This is a genomic window from Pseudomonas sp. LBUM1669 (assembly GCF_059695705.1).
Genome location: NZ_CP166784.1, coordinates 4,305,830 through 4,327,427 on the forward strand (window position 1 = coordinate 4,305,830; position 21,598 = coordinate 4,327,427).

A 21,598-nucleotide genomic window follows, 5' to 3' on the forward strand; every position below is an offset into this window, starting at 1 on the left:
TCTTTTGAAAAAGCGAACCGAGCTCATGACTAACCGCCGTTCATTCCTCAAGCAGGCCGGTATTCTTGCCGCTGGCCTGCCCATGAGCAGCGCCGTGAATCTACCGGCGCTGGCTGCCAATCCACAGCCGCTGCCCAAGGACAAATGGGCGCAATTGCGTTTGTTGTTCGATCAGGATCCGGACTACCTGCACTTTGCCAATTTTCTGGTGACGTCCCACCCACGCCCAGTGCGTGAGGCAATTGAACGCCACCGCGCCAACCTCGACCGCAACCCGGGCCTGGCGATGGACTGGGACCTGGGCGAAACGGAAAAACGCGAGCAAGCGGTTCGCGTCTGGGCCGGTCGTTACCTCAAGGCCAAGCCCGAACAGATTGCGCTGACCGGCAGCACCACGGAAGGCCTGTCGCTGATCTACGGCGGCATCCATGTGCGGCCGGATCAGGAAATCCTCACCAGCGAACACGAACACTACGCCACCAACTACGCCTTGGGTTACCGCCAGCAGAAGGACGGGGTCAAGGTGCGCAAGCTCAAGCTGTTCGAGAACAGCCACAACGTTTCGGCGGATGAGGTGCTGGATTCGATCGCCAAAGGCATCCGCCCCGAAACCCGCGTGCTGGGCATGACCTGGGTGCAGTCCGGCAGTGGCGTGAAGCTGCCAATCGGTGAAATCGGCAAACTGGTGGAGGAGCAGAATCGCAACCGCGAGGAAAAGGACCGCATCCTTTACGTGGTCGATGGCGTGCACGGATTCGGCGTCGAAGACCTCGACTTCCCCGACATGCACTGCGACTTTTTCATCGCCGGCACCCACAAATGGATGTTCGGCCCGCGCGGCACCGGGATCATCTGCGCCCGCTCCGCCGAGCTCAAGGATGTGACGCCGACGATTCCGACCTTCTCCGAAGCCACCACGTTCTCGACCATCATGACCCCCGGCGGTTATCACAGCTTCGAACATCGCTGGGCCCTGGACGAGGCGTTCAAGCTGCACCTGGAACTGGGCAAGGCCGAGGTGCAGGCGCGCATCCACGCCCTTAACACCTATGCGAAAAACCGCTTGCTGGAACACCCGCAGGTCGAACTGGTCACGCCAAACAGCCCGGACTTGTCGGCCGGTTTTACCTTCTTCCGGATCAAGGACCGTGACTGCGAAAAGATTGCCGTTCAGTTGATGGAAAACCGCGTGGTCTGCGACTCGGTGGACCGCGACGTCGGCCCGGTGATCCGCATCGCGCCAGGCCTGCTCAACACCGAAGACCACATCGACCGCTTCATGGCCTTGCTGAGCAAAACCGTCTAATGCTGCACCTGTGGCGAGGGAGCTTGCTCCCGCTGAATTGCGCAGCAGTCCCTTTCTTTGGGGCCGCTTCGCTGCCCAGCGGGAGCAAGCTCCCTCGCCACAGGGACGCCAGTTTTCTTTCAAATCGAGACGACAGATGAACCGAGATCTATTAATCGTGCCCCTCAAGGCATTCGCCCTGACCGCCCTCCTCGCCGGCCTGTTGCCAACCACCGCCCAGGCGGCCACCACCCCGCAACCAGGCAAAGTATTCAAGGACTGCCGCGACTGCCCGGAAATGGTCGTGCTGCCCGCCGGCACCTTCACCATGGGCACGCCGGACGATGAAGTCGGTCGCGAGCCCGACGAAGGTCCGATGCACGAGGTGACCTTCGCCAAACCGTTCGCGATGAGCCGTTTCCAGGTCACCGCCGGTGAATGGGACAGCTACGTGCGCGAGAGTGGCGTGACCATCGCCAACGGTGATACCCGGCCGGGTCGTGAATGCGTCGCCAGCAAACCGCGTTACCCGCAAGGCCCGCGTCAGCCGGCGGTGTGCATGAACTTCGATGACGTGAAGCACTACGTCGCCTGGCTCTCGAAGAAGACCAGGCAGAAGTACCACATGGTCAGCGAAGCCCAACGCGAATACGCCGCACGCGGCGGCAGCCAAGGACCTTTCCCCTTCCCGTTCGATGAAGGCAAGGAATACAGCATCAGCCAAAACGCCAACACCTACGGGCCGGCGGACGGTTACAGCTACAGTTCGCCGGTGGGCAGCTATGCACCGAACGCGTTCGGCCTGTACGACATGCACGGCAATGTCTACGAATGGGTCGAAGACTGCGAACACCCGGACTACGTTGGCGCGCCCACCGATGGCAGCGCGTGGGTAGAACCCAACTGCGAAGCCGTGCGCATTCGCGGCAACGACTGGGGTGAAGCGCCAGTGTTCTCCCGCTCCGGCAACCGCAACAGCCAGTACCCGCAGGAGCGTGGCGACTGGATGGGGTTCCGTATCGTGCGTGAGCTCTAAACCTACACTTTCGTGCATCACCAAAATCCCCTGCGGGAGCGAGCCTGCTCGCGATGGCGGCGTGACAGTCAACGTATATGTTGAATGTTAGACCGCTATCGCGAGCAGGCTCGCTCCCGCAGGGGGTGTGGGGTGTCAGTCATGTTGCTGACTACTCACCGCCAGTCGGCCGGGTTGTAAATTAACCCCTCGATCAGACGTTCTACTGGGTATCTGCCTTTATACCCAAGGAACTGTCTTCCATGACCCAGCCTCCCCGTGGCGCCATCGGCGAGTTGTTCGCCCTGTTGAAACCGTTTCGACTCATCGTCGCCGCGTCCATTATCCTGGGCATGGTCGGCGGCCTGAGTGTCACCGTGCTGCTGGCGACCATCAACAACGCCCTTCATTCGGACACCGGCCTGACCCAGGGCGTCGTTGCACTGTTCGGCGGTCTGTGCCTGGTGGCGCTGCTGAGTTCGATCTGCTCGGACATTGGCACCAACTATGTCGGCCAGCACATCATCGCCACCCTGCGCAAGCAACTGGGCGAAAAAGTGCTCTCGGCGCCGATCGAACAGATCGAACGCTACCGCAGCCATCGCCTGATTCCGGTATTGACCCACGACGTCGACACCATCAGCGATTTCGCCTTTGCCTTCGCCCCGCTGGCCATTTCCATGACCGTGACCCTGGGCTGCATGGGCTATCTGGCCATGCTGTCATGGCCGATGTTTCTAATCATGGTCGTGGCAATCATCATCGGCACCGGCATTCAGTACTTCGCCCAGAGCCTGGGCATCAAGGGCTTCTTCGCCGCCCGCAACGCCGAAGACGAATTGCAAAAGCACTACAACGCCATTGCTGAAGGCGCCAAGGAACTGCGCATTCACCGCCCACGCCGCCAGCGCATGTTCAACGCGGGTATCAAGGGTACGGCCGACTTCATCTGCAAAACCCAGATCAAATCGATCAATACATTCGTGATTGCGAAGACGTTCGGCTCGATGCTGTTCTTCGTGGTCATCGGCCTGGCACTGGCCCTGCAATCGTTCTGGCCGAGCGCCGACAAATCGGTGATGAGCGGTTTTGTCTTGGTGTTGCTGTACATGAAAGGGCCACTGGAACATCTGGTCGGCACATTGCCGATTGTCAGTCGTGCGCAGATTGCCTTCCGCCGCATTGCCGAACTGTCCGAGCAATTCTCTTCGCCGGAACCGCACCTGCTGCTCAGCGACCAGGGTAAAAAAGCTTCGCCGGTGCACAGCCTGGAACTCAACGATGTGCGTTACACCTTCCCTGCCGCACCGGGCAGCAACGCCTTTTCCCTGGGGCCGGTCAACCTGAAAATCGAACAAGGCGACATCATCTTCATCGTCGGCGAGAACGGTTGCGGCAAGACCACCCTGATCAAATTGCTGTTGGGACTTTACCCGCCGCAGCATGGGGAAATCCGCCTCAACGGGGAGATCATCAGCGCCGTCAACCGCGACGATTACCGTCAGTTGTTCACCACGATCTTTGCCGACTACTACCTGTTCGACGACGTGGTGCAGGGCGACACGCACATTCCCGAAGACGCGAACAAATATCTGCAACGCCTGGAAATTGCCCACAAGGTCAGCGTCCAGGACGGCCGCTTCACCACGACTGACCTTTCGACCGGCCAGCGCAAGCGGCTGGCGCTGGTCAACGCCTGGCTGGAAGAACGGCCAGTGTTGGTGTTCGACGAATGGGCAGCCGACCAGGATCCGACATTCCGGCGGATTTTCTACACCGAGCTGCTTCCAGACCTCAAGCGCCTGGGCAAGACGATCATCGTGATCTCTCACGACGACCGCTATTTCGACGTTGCTGACCAGTTGGTGCGCATGGAAGCAGGACAAGTAATGACGGCCCTCAACCCAGCCTGATACGACCCCGCAGCGCGTTTAATCAAGGCAAAAACGGTCCCGCACGCTCGCGACAGCAAATAAGTTCGCGATTTGCGGGATTTTTTTCCGGTTTTTCTGCGGTGTTGCGTCTAATTATCATTAACTAATAAAACTGCCCACGTACTTCAGGAGCATTCCGAGCGATGCAAAGCTTAACGTTGTCCCGCGCACCTCTGGCATTGGCCGTCTCCCGACAAAATCCCCGCCGCACCGTATTGTCCGGCGCCCTGCTGACCCTGCTGTTGCTGGGCACCACACAGGTACAAGCGACCCCGGTCGATGTGAATGTACCGGCGCAGCCGCTGTCCAGCGCACTGCAGCAATTGGGTCAACAAGCCAACCTGCAAATTCTCTACAGCCCGGAGACGTTGTCGGGCCTGAAATCGAGCGCGGTGTCCGGTCACCTGGAACCGGAACAGGCGCTTAATAACTTGCTGCTGGGGAGCGGCATCACATTCCAAATGACCGGCAACACGGTCTCGCTGATTCCGCCGGCAGGTACCGGCAGCGCGCTGGAGCTCGGCGCGGTATCGATTTCCGGCAAGGCGCCGGGGTCGACCACCGAAGGCACCGGGCTCTACACCACGTACTCGTCCAGTAGTTCGACGCGTCTGAACCTGACCCCCAAAGAAACACCACAGTCGCTGACCGTCATGACCCGTCAGCGTCTGGACGATCAGCACCTGACCAACCTCAGCGACACCCTTGACGCCACTCCCGGCATCATCGTGTTGCGCGACGGCCAGGGTGCCGAATCCGACGGTTACTTCTCCCGTGGTTTCGAGATTCAGAACTTCGAAATCGACGGCGTCCCCACCGTCAAGCGCATGGACAACTACACCCAGAGCATGGCCATGTACGACCGCGTTGAAGTCGTGCGCGGTGCCACCGGCTTGATCAGTGGCCTGGGCAGCCCATCGGCGACCATCAACCTGATCCGCAAACGCCCGACGGCCGAGGCCCAGGCGAGCATCACCGGTGAAGCCGGCAACTGGGACCGCTACGGCAGCGGCTTCGACGTCTCCGGCCCATTGAACGAAACCGGCAACATTCGCGGCCGCCTGGTCGCCGACTTCAAGACCGAGCAATCCTGGATCGACCGCTACAAACAGGATTCGCAACTGGTCTATGGCATCACCGAGTTCGACCTGAGCGAAAGCACCCTGCTGACCATGGGTTTCAGCTACCAGCAAACCGACGTTGACTCGCCGATGCGTTCCGGCCTGCCGACCCGTTTCTCCGACGGCTCGCGCACCAATCTCAAACGTTCGCTGAACTCGGCACAGACCTGGTCTTATAACGACCACGAACAGACGAGCTACTTCACCTCGATCGAACACCAGTTCGACAACGGCTGGAGCGGCAAGGTCGAGTTCACTCACTCCGAGAACAAATTCGACGAGGTGTTCAACTACGTCAACGGCAGCCTCAACCCCGACGGCAGTGGCACCACGCAGTTGCCGGTTCGCTTCTCCGGCACACCACGTCAGAACAACCTCGACGCCTACCTCACCGGGCCGTTCAGCCTGCTGGGGCGCGAGCACGAGCTGATCGCCGGCGTGACGCTGTCCAACTACTACGAAAACGTGCCGAACTACGGTGGCTGGAAATATGACTATTCGGGCTCTCCGGCTGGCGCCATCGACAACCTGCTGAACTGGAACGGCGACTCGGTGAAACCGGACTTCGCTGTCACCGGCAAAAGCACCACCGACGAAACCCAGTACGCGGCTTACCTGGCCACCCGTCTGCACGTCACCGACGACCTGAGCGTGCTGTTGGGCAGCCGCGTCATCGACTGGCATCGCGAGATTGAAGACAAGCCATACGGTGCGGCAGAGACCAAGACCAAAGAGTCCGAAACCGGCGTGTACATCCCGTACACCGGCGTGGTTTATGACCTGAACGACACTTGGTCGCTGTACGCCAGCTACACCAAAATCTTCAACCCGCAATCGTCCTGGGTTCGCGACGTCAACAACAAACCCCTGGACCCGATGGAGGGCACCGGCTACGAGGTCGGTATCAAGGGCAGTCACTTCGACGGCAAGTTGAACTCCAGCGTCGCGCTGTTCAAGCTTGAACAGGACAACCTGGCCATCTGGATCGATACCCCTGGCGGCAACACCTACAAGTCCGAGCAAGGCACCACCACCAAAGGTGTCGAGTTCACGCTTGACGGTGAACTGGCCGAAGGCTGGCAGGCGTCTGCCGGCTATGCCTACGCCGTCAGCACCGACTCCGATGACCAGCGCATCGTCACGACCCTGCCCCGTCACAGCCTCAAGACGTTCACCAGCTATCGCCTGCCTGGCGTGCTGGACAAGGTCACCCTCGGTGGTGGCGTGAACTGGCAGAGCAAGACGGGCAACGACCTGCACACCTTCACCCAGGGCAGCTACGCTGTTACCAACCTGCTGGCCCGCTATGACATCAGCAAAAACCTGAGTGCCTCGGTCAACCTGAACAACGTGTTCGACCGCGAGTACCTGAGCTACGCCGGCGACCACGGCATGTACGGCGCACCGCGCAACATCATGACGGGCTTCAAGTACAACTTCTGATTCAACAGGCGTAACAAAAAAGCGCACCGGCGAAACCGGTGCGCTTTTTTTATGGGTGATGGTTTTGTAAGGCCGTACGGCTAACAAAAAAAGTCACCAAGCCACACTCCTGCAGCTCGGTGACCTGCAATCCTTTTTTTCAGGCAACTACCGGATACATCCCCTCTCGCAACACCCCAACCAACACCTGATAAATTTCCTCAACGTCCTCGGTCACCATGCGCATACGCAAAAAGTCATGCACATGCCCCGCAAACTCACGACACGCCAACAGACCATTCACACCCGCCAGACGCTCGGCGTAAGCCCGTCCCTCGTCCACCAGCGGATCGAAGCCCGCCAGTGCCACATAGGCAGGCGCCACGTCCTTGAGGTCGGGACACAACAGTGGTGAGAAGCGCCAGTCGCTGCGATCCTCGATGCTGCGCGCGTAGTGCTGGTAAAACCATTCCAGGGTATCGCTTTCCAGCAGGTAACCCTCGCCCAGCAGGTCCATGGATTCGCGTCGCTGCGAAGCATCGGTCACCGGATAGCACAACAGTTGCAGGCACGGTTTCAACGCATCCGGTTCGCGCGCCTCGAGTGCCAACACTGTCGCCAGGGTGGCGCCGACGCTGTCACCGCCAAACACCAGACGCGTCAGGTCGAGACCAAACTCGCCGGCCTGGCTGCGCAACCAGTCCAGCGCGTCGGCGCAGTCGTGCAGCGCCGTGGGGAATTTATGCTCGGGTGCGCAGCGGTAGCCCACCGACAACACCGCACACGGGGTACGCGCGCAAAACTCACGGCAGATGCCGTCGTGGGAGTCGAGGCTGCCGACCACAAAGCCACCGCCGTGCAAGAACAACAGCACGGGTAGCGCGGTGGTGCGTTGCAACGGACGGTACAGGCGCAAGGCCAGGACACTGCCGTCACGGGCGATGTGCTGCATCTCGCTCACTTCGACGTCCGGTGCCGCCCAGCGCATCTGTTGCGAGGACTCTTCGAACGCCTGTCGCGCCTGCTCGGGCGTCGAGCGGTGGAAAGCCATGGCGCCGTCCTGATTGTCTTCGATCAGATCGAGAAACGCGGCCACTTCAGAATTCAATGACATGAATGACATCCCGGGTCGATGCTCATCAAGAGCGATCGACCCTTTGAGTAAAGGTTGAGAGGTCGACTAGACCGCCGCCTGTTGCAGACAATGTTCGACCAGCGCTTCCAGCTCCGCCTGATAGTGCTGCATCAAGGTTTCGATGGTGCTCGGGCGATAACGTCGGGTGCTGTAGATGCAGCGCATCGACAACTTGCCGTCAAACACCTGGCCGACCACTTCCAGCCAGTTGCCCAGCCCGGCTTCGAGGCTGTAGGTATCGCCGATTCCCTCTTCGGCCGGCATCAGCATCGCCTGCTCATCGAAGGTCTGGTCGAATTGCCCCAGGTAGTTGAAGGTCAGCCGCGCCTGAGGCAATGCCGCCAGTTGCGCCTGCACGGGATTCTCGGCCATGTAGCGCAAAGCGCCGTAGCCGACACCTTTTTGCGGCACACCCGCCAGTTGATCCCGAACGGCGGCGATGGACGCTCCGAAACCCTGTTCCGCCAGGGGCGCCAGACGCACCGGGTACATGCTGGTGAACCAGCCCAGGGTACGACTCAAGTCCAGGCCTTCGACCAGATCCTCACGACCGTGCCCTTCGAGTTGCACCAGCACCGAAGACGCTTCACTCCAGCGGCACAACACGCGGCTCAGGGCCGTCAGCAACAGGTCGTTGATTTGCGTGCCGTAGACCGCAGGTGCCTGTTTGAGCAGTTGCCCGGTGCGTGTTGCGTCCAGGCCCATGAAGGTCTCTTCGCGGTAACGCACCTGGTTTTTGCCCCGCGGGTTGTCGCACGGCAAGTCCTGACCCGGTTGATCGAGCTGTTCCAGCCAATAGCCCAGCTCGCTGTCGACCAGCATCGGCACCTGCGCCGCCAGGCCATCGGCCCAGGCACGATAGCTGCTGGTGCGCACATCCAGCACCGGCTCACGGTTCTGGCTGAACGCTTCGTAACTGAGTTGCAAGTCCTGCAACAGCACACGCCAGGACACCGCATCGATAACCAGGTGATGAACCACCATCAGCAAGCGCACCTCGCCGTCCGGCAGGCTCATCAGCATGGCTCGCAACAACGGACCTTCAGCCAGGTTCAAACTGCGTTGCGCCTCATTGGTCAGCGCCTCCAGTTGCGCGACGTCACTGACTTCACGCTGCCACAGCAACGGGTTCTGCGCGGCCAGACGCAAGCTGTCCTGCACCGATTGGTAGTGCTGGAACCAGCGACCGCCGTCCTGGAAGAAGCGCAAGCGCAGGGAGTCGTGCTGCTCCAGCATCCGCTGCAGCGTGCGCTCCAGCGCCCGGGCGTCGAGTCCTTGGCGGGCGCGTAACATCATGGCCTGATTGAAGTGGTGCGGTTCGCTCATCTTCTCGTCGAAGAACCATGCCTGAATCGGAATCAAACCAAAGGCGCCGGCCTGGGCCACATGGGTGGTATCCGGCGCCAGGGCTGCCTGGACGACCACCTGCTGATCGAACAGGTTGCCGATAGTCTGAAAGCGCATCAGGTCACGCAGCTTGATGTCCAGTTTCAACTCAGGGTGGTTACGCGCCTTGGAGATCACCTGCAGGCTGAGAATCGAATCACCGCCCAACTCGAAGAAGTTGTCGCTGATCCCCACTTGCTCCACTTGCAGGACGTCGGCCCAGATCTGCGCCAGCAACGCCTCTTCATCGGTGCGCGGCGCTACGTAATGCCCGGCCTGCAACTCAGGTTCCGGCAGGGCTTTGCGATCGAGTTTGCCGTTCGGTGAAATCGGCATCCGCGCCAGACAGATCACCTGCAGCGGCACCATGTACTCCGGCAACTGCGCCCGCAGCGCGGACTTGAGGCGATCACCGGCTTCGTCTTGCGCACAGACCACGTAGCCGATCAGTTGCTTGCCGGACACACCGTCACGGGCAATCACCACGGCATCGCTGACGCCGTCCTGGGCCCGCAAGCAGGCCTCGATTTCACCCAGTTCGATACGAAAGCCACGGACCTTGACCTGATGATCGACACGACCGACGTAATCGAGGATGCCATTGGCGCGCAAACGCACCAGGTCGCCGCTGCGATACAAGCGGCTACCCGGCTCGCCGAACGGGTCCGGCACGAAGCGCTCAGCGGTGATCGACGGGCGACCGTGATAACCCCGGGCAACCCCGTAACCACCAATGTGTAATTGCCCGGACAAGCCTTCCGGCAACGGATTGAGATCATCGTCCAGGACCCACAACGAACGCTGACCGACCACCCGTCCGATGGGCGCATAAGCCGCCGCACACGCTTCATCGTTGGCCGCCTTCCAGAGCATCGGCGTGACCACCGTTTCTGTCGGGCCGTAACCGTTGGTGATGTATTGCGGACTCAGTACCCGGCGTACTTGCGCCAGCGTCTGCTCCGGCACGGCGTCCCCGCCCAGGCAATAGATACGCACCTTTGGCGCGCTCATGCCGCTGCCTTCTACAAATTCGGCCACCTGTTTGAGATACGCTGGCGGGAAGCAGGCGATGTCGATCGACAGATTCTGCAACGCCTGACTGGTCTGCTCCGGCGTCCACAATTCATTATCGCGCAGCACCAGCGTGCCACCGAACGCCAGCGTGGTAAGCCAACGCTCGTGGGCCCCATCAAAGGCGAACGACATGAAATGCAATTCGCGGGTGGTGTGATCCATCTCATACAGCTCGCGGATCGCCTGGCAATGCATGCTCAGCGGGCCATGGGTAACGGCCACGCCCTTGGGCACACCGGTGGAGCCGGAGGTGTAAATCAGATACGCCAGGCTTTCTTCCCAGACCTGCACCGCCGGGGCGCTGTCGGGATACTGATGACCGTCGAAATGATCAAGATCCAGCAGCGCTAGCTCGGCCGGCAACGGCAGGCGCCGGGCCGCCGCACCACGGCTGATCATCTGGTTCATGCCCGAGTCTTCGATCATGAAAGCCAGACGGTCGCTCGGATAATCGATGTCCAACGGCACATAGGCCGCACCGCTTTTGAGTACCGCAAGCAACGCCACCAACATGTCGAGCGAACGCTCCAGCGCCACACCGATCAACACTTCAGGACCGGCACCGGTGGCCATCAGGTGATGGGCCAATTGATTGGAACGGCGCTCCAGTTCGGCATAGCTCAAGACCTGCCCGGCACACTCTGCCGCCACTGCGTGCGGACGCGGTATCACGTGCGCTGCAATCAATGCCGGCAGCAGCTCGCGACGATGGACCGCTTGCGGTTCCCCACCCCACTGTTGCAGCGCCTGCCATTGCTGCGGCGCCAGACGTTGCAGGTTACCGAGCCGTTCAAGCGGCGCATCGAGCATCGCTTGCAGGGTCATCTCCATGGTCTGGCGAATCCGCTCGACCGCTTCGACACTGAAACGATCCCGCAGGAACAGGTACTCGATCGACAGTTCTTCGCCGAGGTGAACCGCCAGGTCCATCGGGAAGTTGGTCACGTCGTGGCTGGCCGAGGCGCCGAAACGCAGCCCGCCTTGAGCCTGTTCCAGTCGTTGGTCAATCGGGTAGTTTTCGAACACGATGATGCTGTCGAACAACGGCTGGCCGCCCTGCCCCGACCAACGCTGGATATCCGCCAGCGGCGCGTGGGCGTGTTCGCGCAGGTCAAGGTTGTAGGCTTGCAAGTCGCTCAGCCAGTCGTTCAGGCGTTGGGCCGGTTCCAGGTTCTGGATCACCGGCAAGGTGTTGATAAACAGCCCGAGCATGCTGCCGGCATTCGGCAAACCTTCCGGACGCCCGGCCACCGTGGCGCCAAACGCCACGCTGTGCTGACCGGTGTAGCGCTGCAACACCAGCAGCCACGCGCCTTGAATCAGCGTGTTGGCAGTGATGCCCTGGGCGCGGCAATGCTGTTGCAGCGTCGCGGTCTGTTGCGCATTCCATTGGGTGTACAGGGCTTGATGCCCGTACTCCGTGGAGTCATGACGCGGGTGCATGGCCTGACTGAGCGCCGTCGGTTCGGCCAGGGCCTTGAGGTGGCCTTTCCAGAATTGCTCCAGGCGCCCCTGATCCTGATCCTGCAACCACGCAATAAAATCACGATAGCGTCCGCTCTCGCCTTCCACCTGCCCGGTGGCGTAATGCTGCAGCACTTCACCGAACAGCTGCGAACTGCTCCAGCCGTCCATGAGGATGTGGTGGCTGGTCCAGATCAACTGATACTGATCGACCCCGGTGCGCACCAGCCGCGTGCGTTGCAGCGGCATGCGGTTCAGCTCGAAACCCTTGACCCGCTCCAGACGCGCGAACTCGGCCAGTTGTGCTTCATCCATCGGGCCGTCGACCGCTTGCAGATCAACCACCCCCTGACGATGCACCACCTGCACCGGCGAGGCTTGGCCATCCTGCCAATGGAACGAGGTGCGCAGAATCTCGTGACGCTGCACCACGCATTCCCACGCAGCGCGAAAGCGCTCGATGTCGAGGCCTTCCACCGACAAGTTCAGCTGATTGACATACAGGTCGTTGCCATCGTCGGACAGGGTGTGGAACAGCATCCCCTGTTGCATCGGCGACAACGGGTAAATGTCTTCGATCTCTCGCACCGGCACCGGCAAACCGTCCAGACGGGCCTGGCTCAACGCCGCCAACGGGAAGTCCGACGGGGTCAGGCCAAGGCTGTCCGGCGCCAGGCAATGCTCGATCAGCAGCGCCAGTTCCCGAGCGTAATCGTCGGCCAGCGCCTGCACGGTGGCGGTGTCGAACATTTGTTGGCTGAACGTCCAGGACAGGCTCAACTCACCGCCATACACCTGACCGTTGAGGGTCAGCCAGTTGCCCAGCGGGGCGAGGTCACTGAGTTCGTCGCCGGCACTTTCACTGGCTGGAACGAACAACGCGGCCTCGTCGAACTGGCTGTCGAACTGGCCCAGGTAGTTGAAGGTGATCCGTGGCATGGGCAGCGCGGCCAGTTGCTGACGCACCGACTCGTTGCCCAGGTAACGCAAGGCGCCGAAGCCAATGCCTTTGTTGGGGATAGCCCGCAGTTGTTCCTTGATCTGCTTGATCGAGTCATCGACCGTCGCTGACGGCGTCAAGCGCACCGGGAACAGGCTGGTGAACCAGCCCAGGGTGCGGCTCAGATCCACCGCGTCGAACAGGTCTTCGCGACCGTGACCTTCGAGCTGGATCAGGGCCGAGGCATCACCGGTCCAGCGGCAGATGACCCGCGCCAACGCGGTCAACAACAGGTCGTTGACCTGGGTGCGATAAGCCGCTGGCGCCTGTTGCAGCAACTGGCCGGTCAGGGCCTTGTCGAGTCGGGTCTGCACACTGTGCGCGTAGCGGTTTTGCAGGCTGGCGTCAGGACGTTCGCAAGGCAACGCCGGTGCGGCGCCTTGCAGTTGTTCAGACCAAAGCGCCAGTTCAGCGTCCAGGGTGCCAGCGTATTGCTGCAGGTGTTCGCCCCAGGTTTTGAACGCGCTGGTCTTGGCCGGCAGGGCAATCGAACGGCCGGCCTGGACTTGGGTGAACGCGGTTTGCAGGTCTTCGAGTAACACGCGCCAGGACACGCCATCGACCACCAAATGATGCACCACCAGCAAAATGCGCTGGCTGTTGTCGGGCAAATCGAGCAACACACCGCGCAGTAGTGGACCGTTTTGCAGGTTCAGGCTGCGCTGGGCTTGCTGGCAGGTGGTTTCGAGCTCGTCGGCATCGGCCAGCGCCGTTTGCCACAACAATCGTTGACCGGCCTCCAGCGGCCGGTGACGGGCGGTCCAGCCCGACGCCGACTCGTTGAAGCAAAGACGCAGTGCATCGTGATGCTGCACCAAGGCCTGCAGCACTTGCTCGACGGTATCGGCGTGCAACTGAATGGACGGTTTGAGCAGCAGCGACTGGTTCCAGTGATGACGCTCGGGGATGTCGCCGGCAAAGAACAGCTGCTGTAGAGGCAACAACAGGGCTTCGCCGCTGACCGGACCTTGATCAATCATCAGCGCGGTACTGCCCAGTTGCGCTACAGCGGCCAGGGCCTGCACGGTCTGGTGCTGGAAAAGATCCTTGGGCGTGAATTGGATACCCGCTTGACGGGCACGACCGACCACTTGAATCGAGATGATCGAATCACCGCCCAATTCAAAGAAGTTATCCGTCGAACTGACGCGCTCCAGGCGCAGCACATCGGCCCAGATCGCGGCGATGCGCTGTTCCATGTCGGTGCGTGGCGCCACGTAGCTGTGTTGCGTCAGGTTAGCATCCGGCTTTGGCAATGCCTTGCGATCCAGCTTGCCATTCGGCGTCAACGGCAACTGCGCCAGCAGCATCAGATGCGCCGGCACCATGTGTGCCGGCAGGCTGTCCTTGAGCCGGCTCCTGATGTCGTCACGCCAAGCGACTTGCAGATGCTCTTCAAGCGGTTGCGTCGGCACCAGATAGGCTGCCAGTTGTTTGCCGCTCGGCCCGACATGCGCCAGCACCACCGCTTCGCGGACGGCGGCAAGCTCCAGCAAGCGTGCTTCGATCTCACCCAACTCGATGCGGAAACCACGGATTTTCACCTGGTTATCCACACGACCTTGATAATCGAACACGCCGTCCTTACGCTCGCGCACCAGGTCGCCGCTGCGGTACAGCCGCGCCCCCGGCGCACCGAACGGGTCCGGGACAAAGCGTTCGGCGGTCATCGCCGGACGGTCCAGGTAACCCCGGGCCAGGCCCGTGCCGCCCAGGTATAACTCGCCCATGACGCCTTGCGGCAGTGCGTTCAAATCGTCGCTGAGCACACAGGTACTGCGGTCACCGATGCGCGTGCCGATGGGCGCATAAGCCGCGCCGCAAACGTCATTGCGGCCGGCCTTCCAGATCAGCGGCGTGACCACGGTTTCGGTCGGCCCATAGCCATTGATGATGTACTGCGGCGCCAGCGCGGCCCGTGCCCGCTCGAAGCTGTCGTTGGGCACGGCGTCGCCGCCGAAGCAGTAGATGCGCACTGCTGGCGGGTTGCCGACGTGCTCGGCGTGTTCGGCCAATTGCTGCAAATACACCGGCGGAAATGCCGCGACGGTCACGCCGTGCTGCTGCATGGCAGTGTAGGTCTGTTCCGGGCTCCAAAGGCTGTCGTCGCGCATCAGCAGGCGCGACCCATGGGTCAACGGCGTCAACCAACGCTCGTGGGCACCGTCGAAAGCGAACGACATGAAATGCAGCTCGCAATCGTCCGGGGTCATTTCGTAGCGTTGGCCGATGGCTTGGCAATGCATCGCCAGTGGGCCATGGGCGACACACACACCTTTGGGTTGACCGGTGGAGCCGGAGGTATAAATCACGTACGCGAGGTTTTCGTCGTGAACGCTAGTCTGTGCGGCAGTGCCGGGAAAATCTTCGGTCGACAGTCGATCCAGTTCCAGTGCACGCAAACCATTGCTCAGGGGCAATTGCTGGCTTAACACCGAGTCGGTCAACAACAGCGCGATGCCCGAGTCTTCGATCAGGTAAGCCAAACGTTCACGGGGATAGCTGGCATCCAGCGGCACATAGGCACCGCCCGCCTTCAAAACGGCGAGCAACGCCACCAGCATCGAAGGGCTGCGGGGCAACGCCACACCGACGCGAACTTCCGGCCCTACGCCTTCGGCGATCAGCAGGTGCGCCAGTCGGTTGGCCTGGGTGTCCAGCTCGCCAAAGCTGAGCACCTGATCGCCGCAGCGAACCGCTTCACGTTCAGGCTGTTGCGCCGCGATCACGCCAATGCGCTGATGCACAGGCAGTGGATCGGTACACGGCTGCGGGGCATTGCTCGCTTGCAGACGCGTCTGTTCGGTGGCGCTGAGCAGCGTCAAGGCTCCGAGCCGCGCGTTGGCGGATTGGCAGAATTGCTCAAGCAACGAGACCAGTTGCGCGTTCAACCGGACAATCGCGTCCAGGCTGAAATGTTCCCGGGTAAAGCTGTAATGCAGCGACAGCGTCTGACCCAGGTTGACACCCACGGTCAGCGGGTAGTTGGTCTGCTCCGACGTGTCCACCGGGCCGAAACTCAAGCCCAGGGGTGCGCCCTGCTCCAATGCTTCGGAAATCGGATAATTTTCGAACACCAGCAAGTTGTCGAACAGACCATCGCTGCCCTGCCCCGACCAGCGCTGAATGTCGGCCAGCGGCGTGTGCTCGAAGTCGCGCAGCGACAGGTTCAACGCCTGCACCGCTTGCAGCCATTCGCTGACGCTCAGTTGCGGTTCGGGACGGGCGATCACCGGCAAAGTGTTGATGAACAGCCCAACCTGTTGCTCAACGCCTGGCAAGTCGGCCGGACGCCCAGACACCGTGGCGCCGAACGCAACCGTCGACTGACCGGTGTAGCGTTGCAATAGCAACAGCCAGGCCGCTTGCACCAGGGTGTTGAGGGTGACTTTCTGCTCCCGGGCAAACTCGCTTAGGCGCAGCGTGGCAGTCACATCGATCAAGTGCTGATGCTGGTCGTGACCCGCGCCGACGCCCTGAGCCGAGCGGTCCGCCAGGCCTTGGGCCAGGCGTGTCGGCTCATCGAGCGGGGCCAGTTGGGCCATCCAGAACTGTTCGCTGGCCTGACTGTCCTGACGTTGCAGCCAGGCGATGTAATCGCTGTAGCGCCCGACAGTCGCGATCGGTGTCTGGCCGGCATAACGCTGGAGCACCTCGCCCAACAGCTGTGAGTTGCTCCAGCCGTCCATAAGGATGTGGTGGCTGGTATAGAGCAATTCATGTTGATCGTCAGCGGTACGGACCACGACCAGGCGCAACAACGGCACTTGGGTCAGGTCGAAGGGCTGATTGCGCTCGGCCTTGGCCAGGGCGTCCAGCGCCTCGGATGATTGCCCGCGCCAGTCGTGAACCGTGAACGGCAATTCAGCATGGCGCTCGACGATTTGCAGTGGACGATCCTGATCACCACCCCAGACAAATCGTGTGCGCAAAATGTCGTGCGCCTCCAGCGCCGCTTGCCAGGCCTGACGGAAACGCTCGACATCCAGCCCTTGCACCGCGACGCGCATCTGGTTGATGTACTCGCCCGAATCCTGCTCATACAAGCTGTGAAACAACATGCCCTGCTGCATTGGCGACAGCGGATAGATGTTGTCGATCCGCTCCGGCTCGTTGGCCAGCGCGTCCAGTTGTTGTTGGTCAAGCCCCGCCAGCGGGAAGTCTGAAGGCGTGACACCGCGATGGCGGGCGTCGCAGCAGTGAGCGATCAAGGCGCTCAGTTCCCGGGCATAGTCGTCGGCCAGATGCTGGACCGTGGCTTGATCGAACATTTCGCGGCTGAAGGTCCAGCTCAGGTTGAGTTCGCCGCCATACACCTTGCCGTTGACGTCCAGCCAGTTGGCCAGCGGTGCCAACGGGCTCTGCTCGCGACCGGTGCTTTCATTGGCCGGAATAAACAGCGCCGCTTCGTCGAACTGGCTGTCGAACTGCCCCAGGTAGTTGAAGGTGATGCGCGGCACGGGCTGTACCGCCAGGGTCTCACGGGCCTGGGCATCGCCCAGATAGCGCAAAGCGCCGAAGCCGATGCCTTTGTTCGGCACCGCGCGCAGTTGTTCCTTGACCGCCTTGAGCGAGTCGGCCAACGCGGTGGCCGGGGTCAACTTGATCGGGAACAGGCTGGTGAACCAGCCCACGGTGCGGCTCAAGTCGATGTCGTCAAACAACTCTTCGCGGCCATGGCCTTCGAGTTGAATCAGGGCCGAGGCCTGACCGGTCCAGCGGCAAATGACCCGCGCCAGCGCCGTCAGCAACAGGTCGTTGATTTGCGTGCGATACGCCGCCGGGGCCTGTTGCAGCAGTTGCCGCGTCAGGTCGGCGTCGAGTCGGGTTTCGACGCTAAGGGCCTGGGCGTTTTGCAAACCGCCGTCGGGGTGGTCGCACGGCAAGTCGGCAGCGACGTCAGCCAGTTGCTCGGTCCACCAATGCAGCTCTGGTTTCAAGACCTCGCGGGCATACGTTTGCAGGTGCTCGGCCCAGTCCTTGAACGGGCTGGTCTTGGCCGCGAGTTTGATCGGTTGACCGCTTTGCAATTGCTCACAGGCGCGCTGCAAATCTTCCAGCAGCACCCGCCATGAAACGCCATCGACCACCAGGTGATGGATCGCCAGGAACAGGCGCTGACTGCCATCGGCCAGGTTCATCAACACGGCGCGCAGCAGTGGCCCAGCCTTCAAATGCAGACTGCCTTGGGCCACATCGCACACGGCTTCGATTTCGTTGGCGTCTTGCAGCGCCACGCATTGCAACAATGCCTGGGCATCGGCCGGACGGTGAGTCGCGGCCCAGCCGTCCTCGGTTTGGGTGAAGCTCAAGCGCAGGGCATCGTGGTGCAACACCAACGCCTGCAACGCCCGCTCAAGAATGGCCGCGTCCACCGCGTTGGCCGGCTTGAGCAACAACGACTGGTTCCAGCGCTGACGCTCGGCAATTTCGGTTTCAAAAAAGCGTTGCTGGAACGGCAGCAGCGGAGTGGTCCCGGTGATCGGGCCTTGTTCGATGCTCAAGGTCGAATCGCCGACCTCGACGACACGGGCCAACCCCTGAATAGTCTGATACTGGAACAGGTCTTTGGGCGTCAGGCGCAAACCGGCCTGACGGGCGCGACTGACCACCTGAATGGAAATGATCGAATCGCCGCCCAGGGCGAAGAAGTTGTCAGTCACACCGACGCGGTCCAGGCCCAGCACGCCTTGCCAGATCTCGCACAACTGCTGCTCGATCTGGTTGACCGGGGCCAAATAGGTTTGCTGCACCAACGCCGCATCCGGTTTCGGCAGGGCCTTGCGATCCAGTTTCCCGTTGGGAGTCAACGGCAACGCATCGAGGAACAGCAGGTGCGCCGGCACCATGTATTCCGGCAGATGTTCGCGCAGCGCCGCTTTGAGCACTTCGCTCAACCGCGCTTGTGCCTCGACGTCATGGGTGATGACCGTCGGCACAATGTACGCCACCAGTTGCTGACCGCTCGCGCCGTCCTGCGCCAGGACTGCCAGCTCACGCACGGCGTCTTGCTGCAACAGCCGCGCTTCGATCTCGCCCAGTTCAATACGGAACCCGCGAACCTTGACCTGATGGTCGATACGCCCGACATATTGCAGGCTGCCGTCCGCTTGATAACGGGTCAGGTCGCCGGTGCGATAGAACCGCTCGCCCGGTGCGCCAAACGGGTTGGGCAGGTATTTTTCTGCCGTCAGCCCGGGACGCGCCAGGTAACCCCGGGTGATCCCGGCACCGGCCAGGTACAACTCGGCCGCGACGCCCAGCGGCACGGGTTGCAACTCGCCATCGAGGACATAACTGGCGGTGTGCTTGAGCGGCCGGCCAATGCTCGGCTGACCACCGGCGGTGCGGCGGGTCCAGGTGGAATAGGTGGTGTCTTCCGAAGGGCCGTACAGGTCGTAGACGTGCTCGACCGTCGCTTGCCCATACAACGTGTCGACCAGGCTTTGTTTGAGCGGCTCACCGGCCAGATTGATGATGCGCACGCTCGGCGGGATGTCGCCATTGCGCTGCAACGCGGCAATCGCTGAGGGCACGGTGTTGATCAGGCGCACCTGATCGCGGGCCGGCAACTGCGCCAGCTCGAGGGCATTGCGGGCAATGATCAGCGACCCGCCATTGGCCAGGGTGACAAACAGCTCCCACACGGACAGGTCGAAACACACCGACGTGGAGGCCAGAACACCCTGGATGTCGTCGCGGCTGTAGACCGATTTCGACCAGTCGATCAGCGCCAGTACGTTGCGATGGGCAATCGCCACGCCTTTGGGTTTGCCAGTGGAGCCGGAGGTGTAAATCACATAGGCGAGGTTGTCCGCCTGCACCCGAGTGACCGGCGCCGTCTGCGCAAAACCAGCGAAGTCGGCCTCGGCATTGTCCATCAACAGCACATCGGTGCCGCTGACGACCGACAGACTCGCCGCCACCTCTTGCTCAGTCAGCAAGCACAAGGCGCGGCTGTCTTCGAGCATGTAGGCCACGCGCTCGCTCGGATAGTCCGGGTCCAGCGGCACATACACACCGCCGGCCTTGAGCACGGCGAGCAACGCAATCAGCAGGTTTTCCGAACGCTGCATAGCGACGCCGACCCGCACTTCCGGGCCGACCCCGCGCTCGATCAAGGCATGCGCCAACTGATTGGCCCGGCCTTCGAGGGCGGCGTACGTCAGGTGACGCTCGGCGAACGTCACCGCCCGGGCGTCAGGCGTTGCGGCGGCTTGCCGGGCAATGAGCTGGTGAATGCACAGATCGCTGGCGAACGGTTCGTCCGCCCGGTTCCAGTCGCGCAACATCAATTGCTGCTCGGTCCCGTCGAGCATCGGCAATTCACCGACCCGTTGCTGCGAACTGGCCACGATGCCCTTGAGCAACGACTGCCAGTGCCGGCCCATGCGCTCGATGGTGGCGGCCTCGAACAAGTCCGTGGCATAAATCAGCGACGCCCAGACGCCGTCCGGTGACTCATGGGTTTCCAGGGTCAGGTCAAACTGCGCCGTCAGGCTGTCCCAGTTCACGCTCTCGACCGCCAGGCCCGGCAACTGCATGGCCTGACCGGTCTGTCGGGCACCGCTCTGATGGTTGAACATCACCTGAAACAACGGGCTGCGACTCAGGCTACGCTCCGGTGCCAAGGCTTCGACCAATTGCTCGAACGGCAGGTCCTGATGCGCCTGCGCCCCCAGGGCCGACTGCTTGGCCTGGGCCAGCAGCGCGCTGAAGGTCATGCTGCTGTCGATCGTCGCGCGCAAGACCTGGGTGTTGACGAAGAAGCCGATCAAGCCTTCGGTTTCAGCGCGATTGCGGTTGGCAATCGGCACGCCGATACGGATATCGTCCTGACCGCTGTAACGATGCAACAAGGTCTGGAACGAGGCCAGCAGCAACATGAACAGCGTCACGCCTTCGCGCCGGGCAACCTCCTGCAAGCCTTTGCCCAGTGCGCCTTCAAGCGGCAAGTCGAGTCGTGCGCCACGGTAACTTTGCACCAGCGGACGCGGATGATCGGTGGGCAATTCCAGCACACCCGGATCGCGGCCCAGGTGCTCGACCCAATAGGCCAATTGACGCTCGCGCTCCCCCGCGTCCATCCAACTGCGCTGCCACTGTGCGAAGTCGGCGTACTGAATCGGCAACGGTGCCAGCACCGCAGGCGTGCCGCGGGCGAAACCGGCGTACAGTTCAATCAGCTCGCCGACCATCACCTGCATCGACCAGCCATCGGAAACGATGTGATGCTGGACCATCACCAACACGTGATCGTCCTCGGCCAGACGCAGCAAGCGGACTCGCAACAGCGGGTCCTGTTCCAGGTCGAACGGCCGGGCGATTTCAGCCTCGATCAGACCGCGCAGTGCGGCCTCATCGATTGCCGAGTCCACCGCGCGCACCTCAAGCTGCAGCGCAAACGGTGGGTTGATCAGCTGAATGGCTCGGTCCTGATCCCCACGGGCAAAACCGGTGCGCAGGCTTTCGTGACGCTCGATCAGCGTATCGAAGCTGCGTTGCAGCACCGCCATGTCCAACGCTCCGCGCAATCGCAGAGCCGTCGGAATGTGGTACGCCGCGCTGTCTGGCTCCATTTGCCAAAGAAACCACTGCCGCTCCTGAGCATAGGAAAGCAACAGGGGCTCACCGACAGTGCGCCGAAAAATCGGAGCAATGCCATAGAGGTTAATGCCCTGTTTGCCCAGTAGAATCGCCAGCGCCTTGCGTTTCTCGGGGGAGAGTGCGCCTACCGATTCAATCAACTGCTGCATGCCGTG

General features: G+C 61.6%; 6 protein-coding genes. 4 read left to right on the forward strand and 2 right to left on the reverse strand.

Annotated elements, in window-relative coordinates; genetic code table 11:
• Positions 1–25: 25 nt before the first annotated feature.
• From pvdN to ACA051_RS20045, 4 genes are all read left to right on the forward strand, one after another.
• Positions 26–1,306: a pyoverdine-tailoring periplasmic protein PvdN gene (pvdN, locus tag ACA051_RS20030; protein ID WP_497371592.1), complete on the forward strand. Its 1,281-nt coding sequence runs from the start codon at positions 26–28 to the stop codon at positions 1,304–1,306.
• A gap of 136 nt (positions 1,307–1,442) precedes the next feature.
• Positions 1,443–2,321 (forward strand): dihydropyoverdine dehydrogenase, encoded by an 879-nt coding sequence (gene pvdO, locus ACA051_RS20035; protein WP_497371594.1) that lies wholly within the window; start codon positions 1,443–1,445, stop codon positions 2,319–2,321.
• A gap of 242 nt (positions 2,322–2,563) precedes the next feature.
• Entirely contained in the window at positions 2,564–4,213 is a 1,650-nt protein-coding gene (locus tag ACA051_RS20040; RefSeq protein WP_497371596.1) for a cyclic peptide export ABC transporter, read from the forward strand.
• 164 nt (positions 4,214–4,377) lie between these two features.
• On the forward strand, positions 4,378–6,798 hold the full coding sequence (locus ACA051_RS20045; protein WP_497371598.1) for a TonB-dependent siderophore receptor: 2,421 nt from the start codon (positions 4,378–4,380) through the stop codon (positions 6,796–6,798).
• Positions 6,799–6,937: 139 nt separating this feature from the next.
• On the opposite strand, the gene ACA051_RS20050 is transcribed toward ACA051_RS20045, so the two are convergent.
• The gene (locus tag ACA051_RS20050; protein ID WP_497371600.1) at positions 6,938–7,891 is read right to left on the reverse strand and encodes an alpha/beta hydrolase; all 954 of its coding nucleotides are present in this window, start codon (positions 7,889–7,891) and stop codon (positions 6,938–6,940) included.
• Between the two features lie 66 nt (positions 7,892–7,957).
• On the reverse strand, positions 7,958–21,583 hold the full coding sequence (locus ACA051_RS20055) for a non-ribosomal peptide synthase/polyketide synthase (RefSeq protein ID WP_497375605.1): 13,626 nt from the start codon (positions 21,581–21,583) through the stop codon (positions 7,958–7,960).
• Between the last annotated feature and the right edge of the window lie 15 nt (positions 21,584–21,598).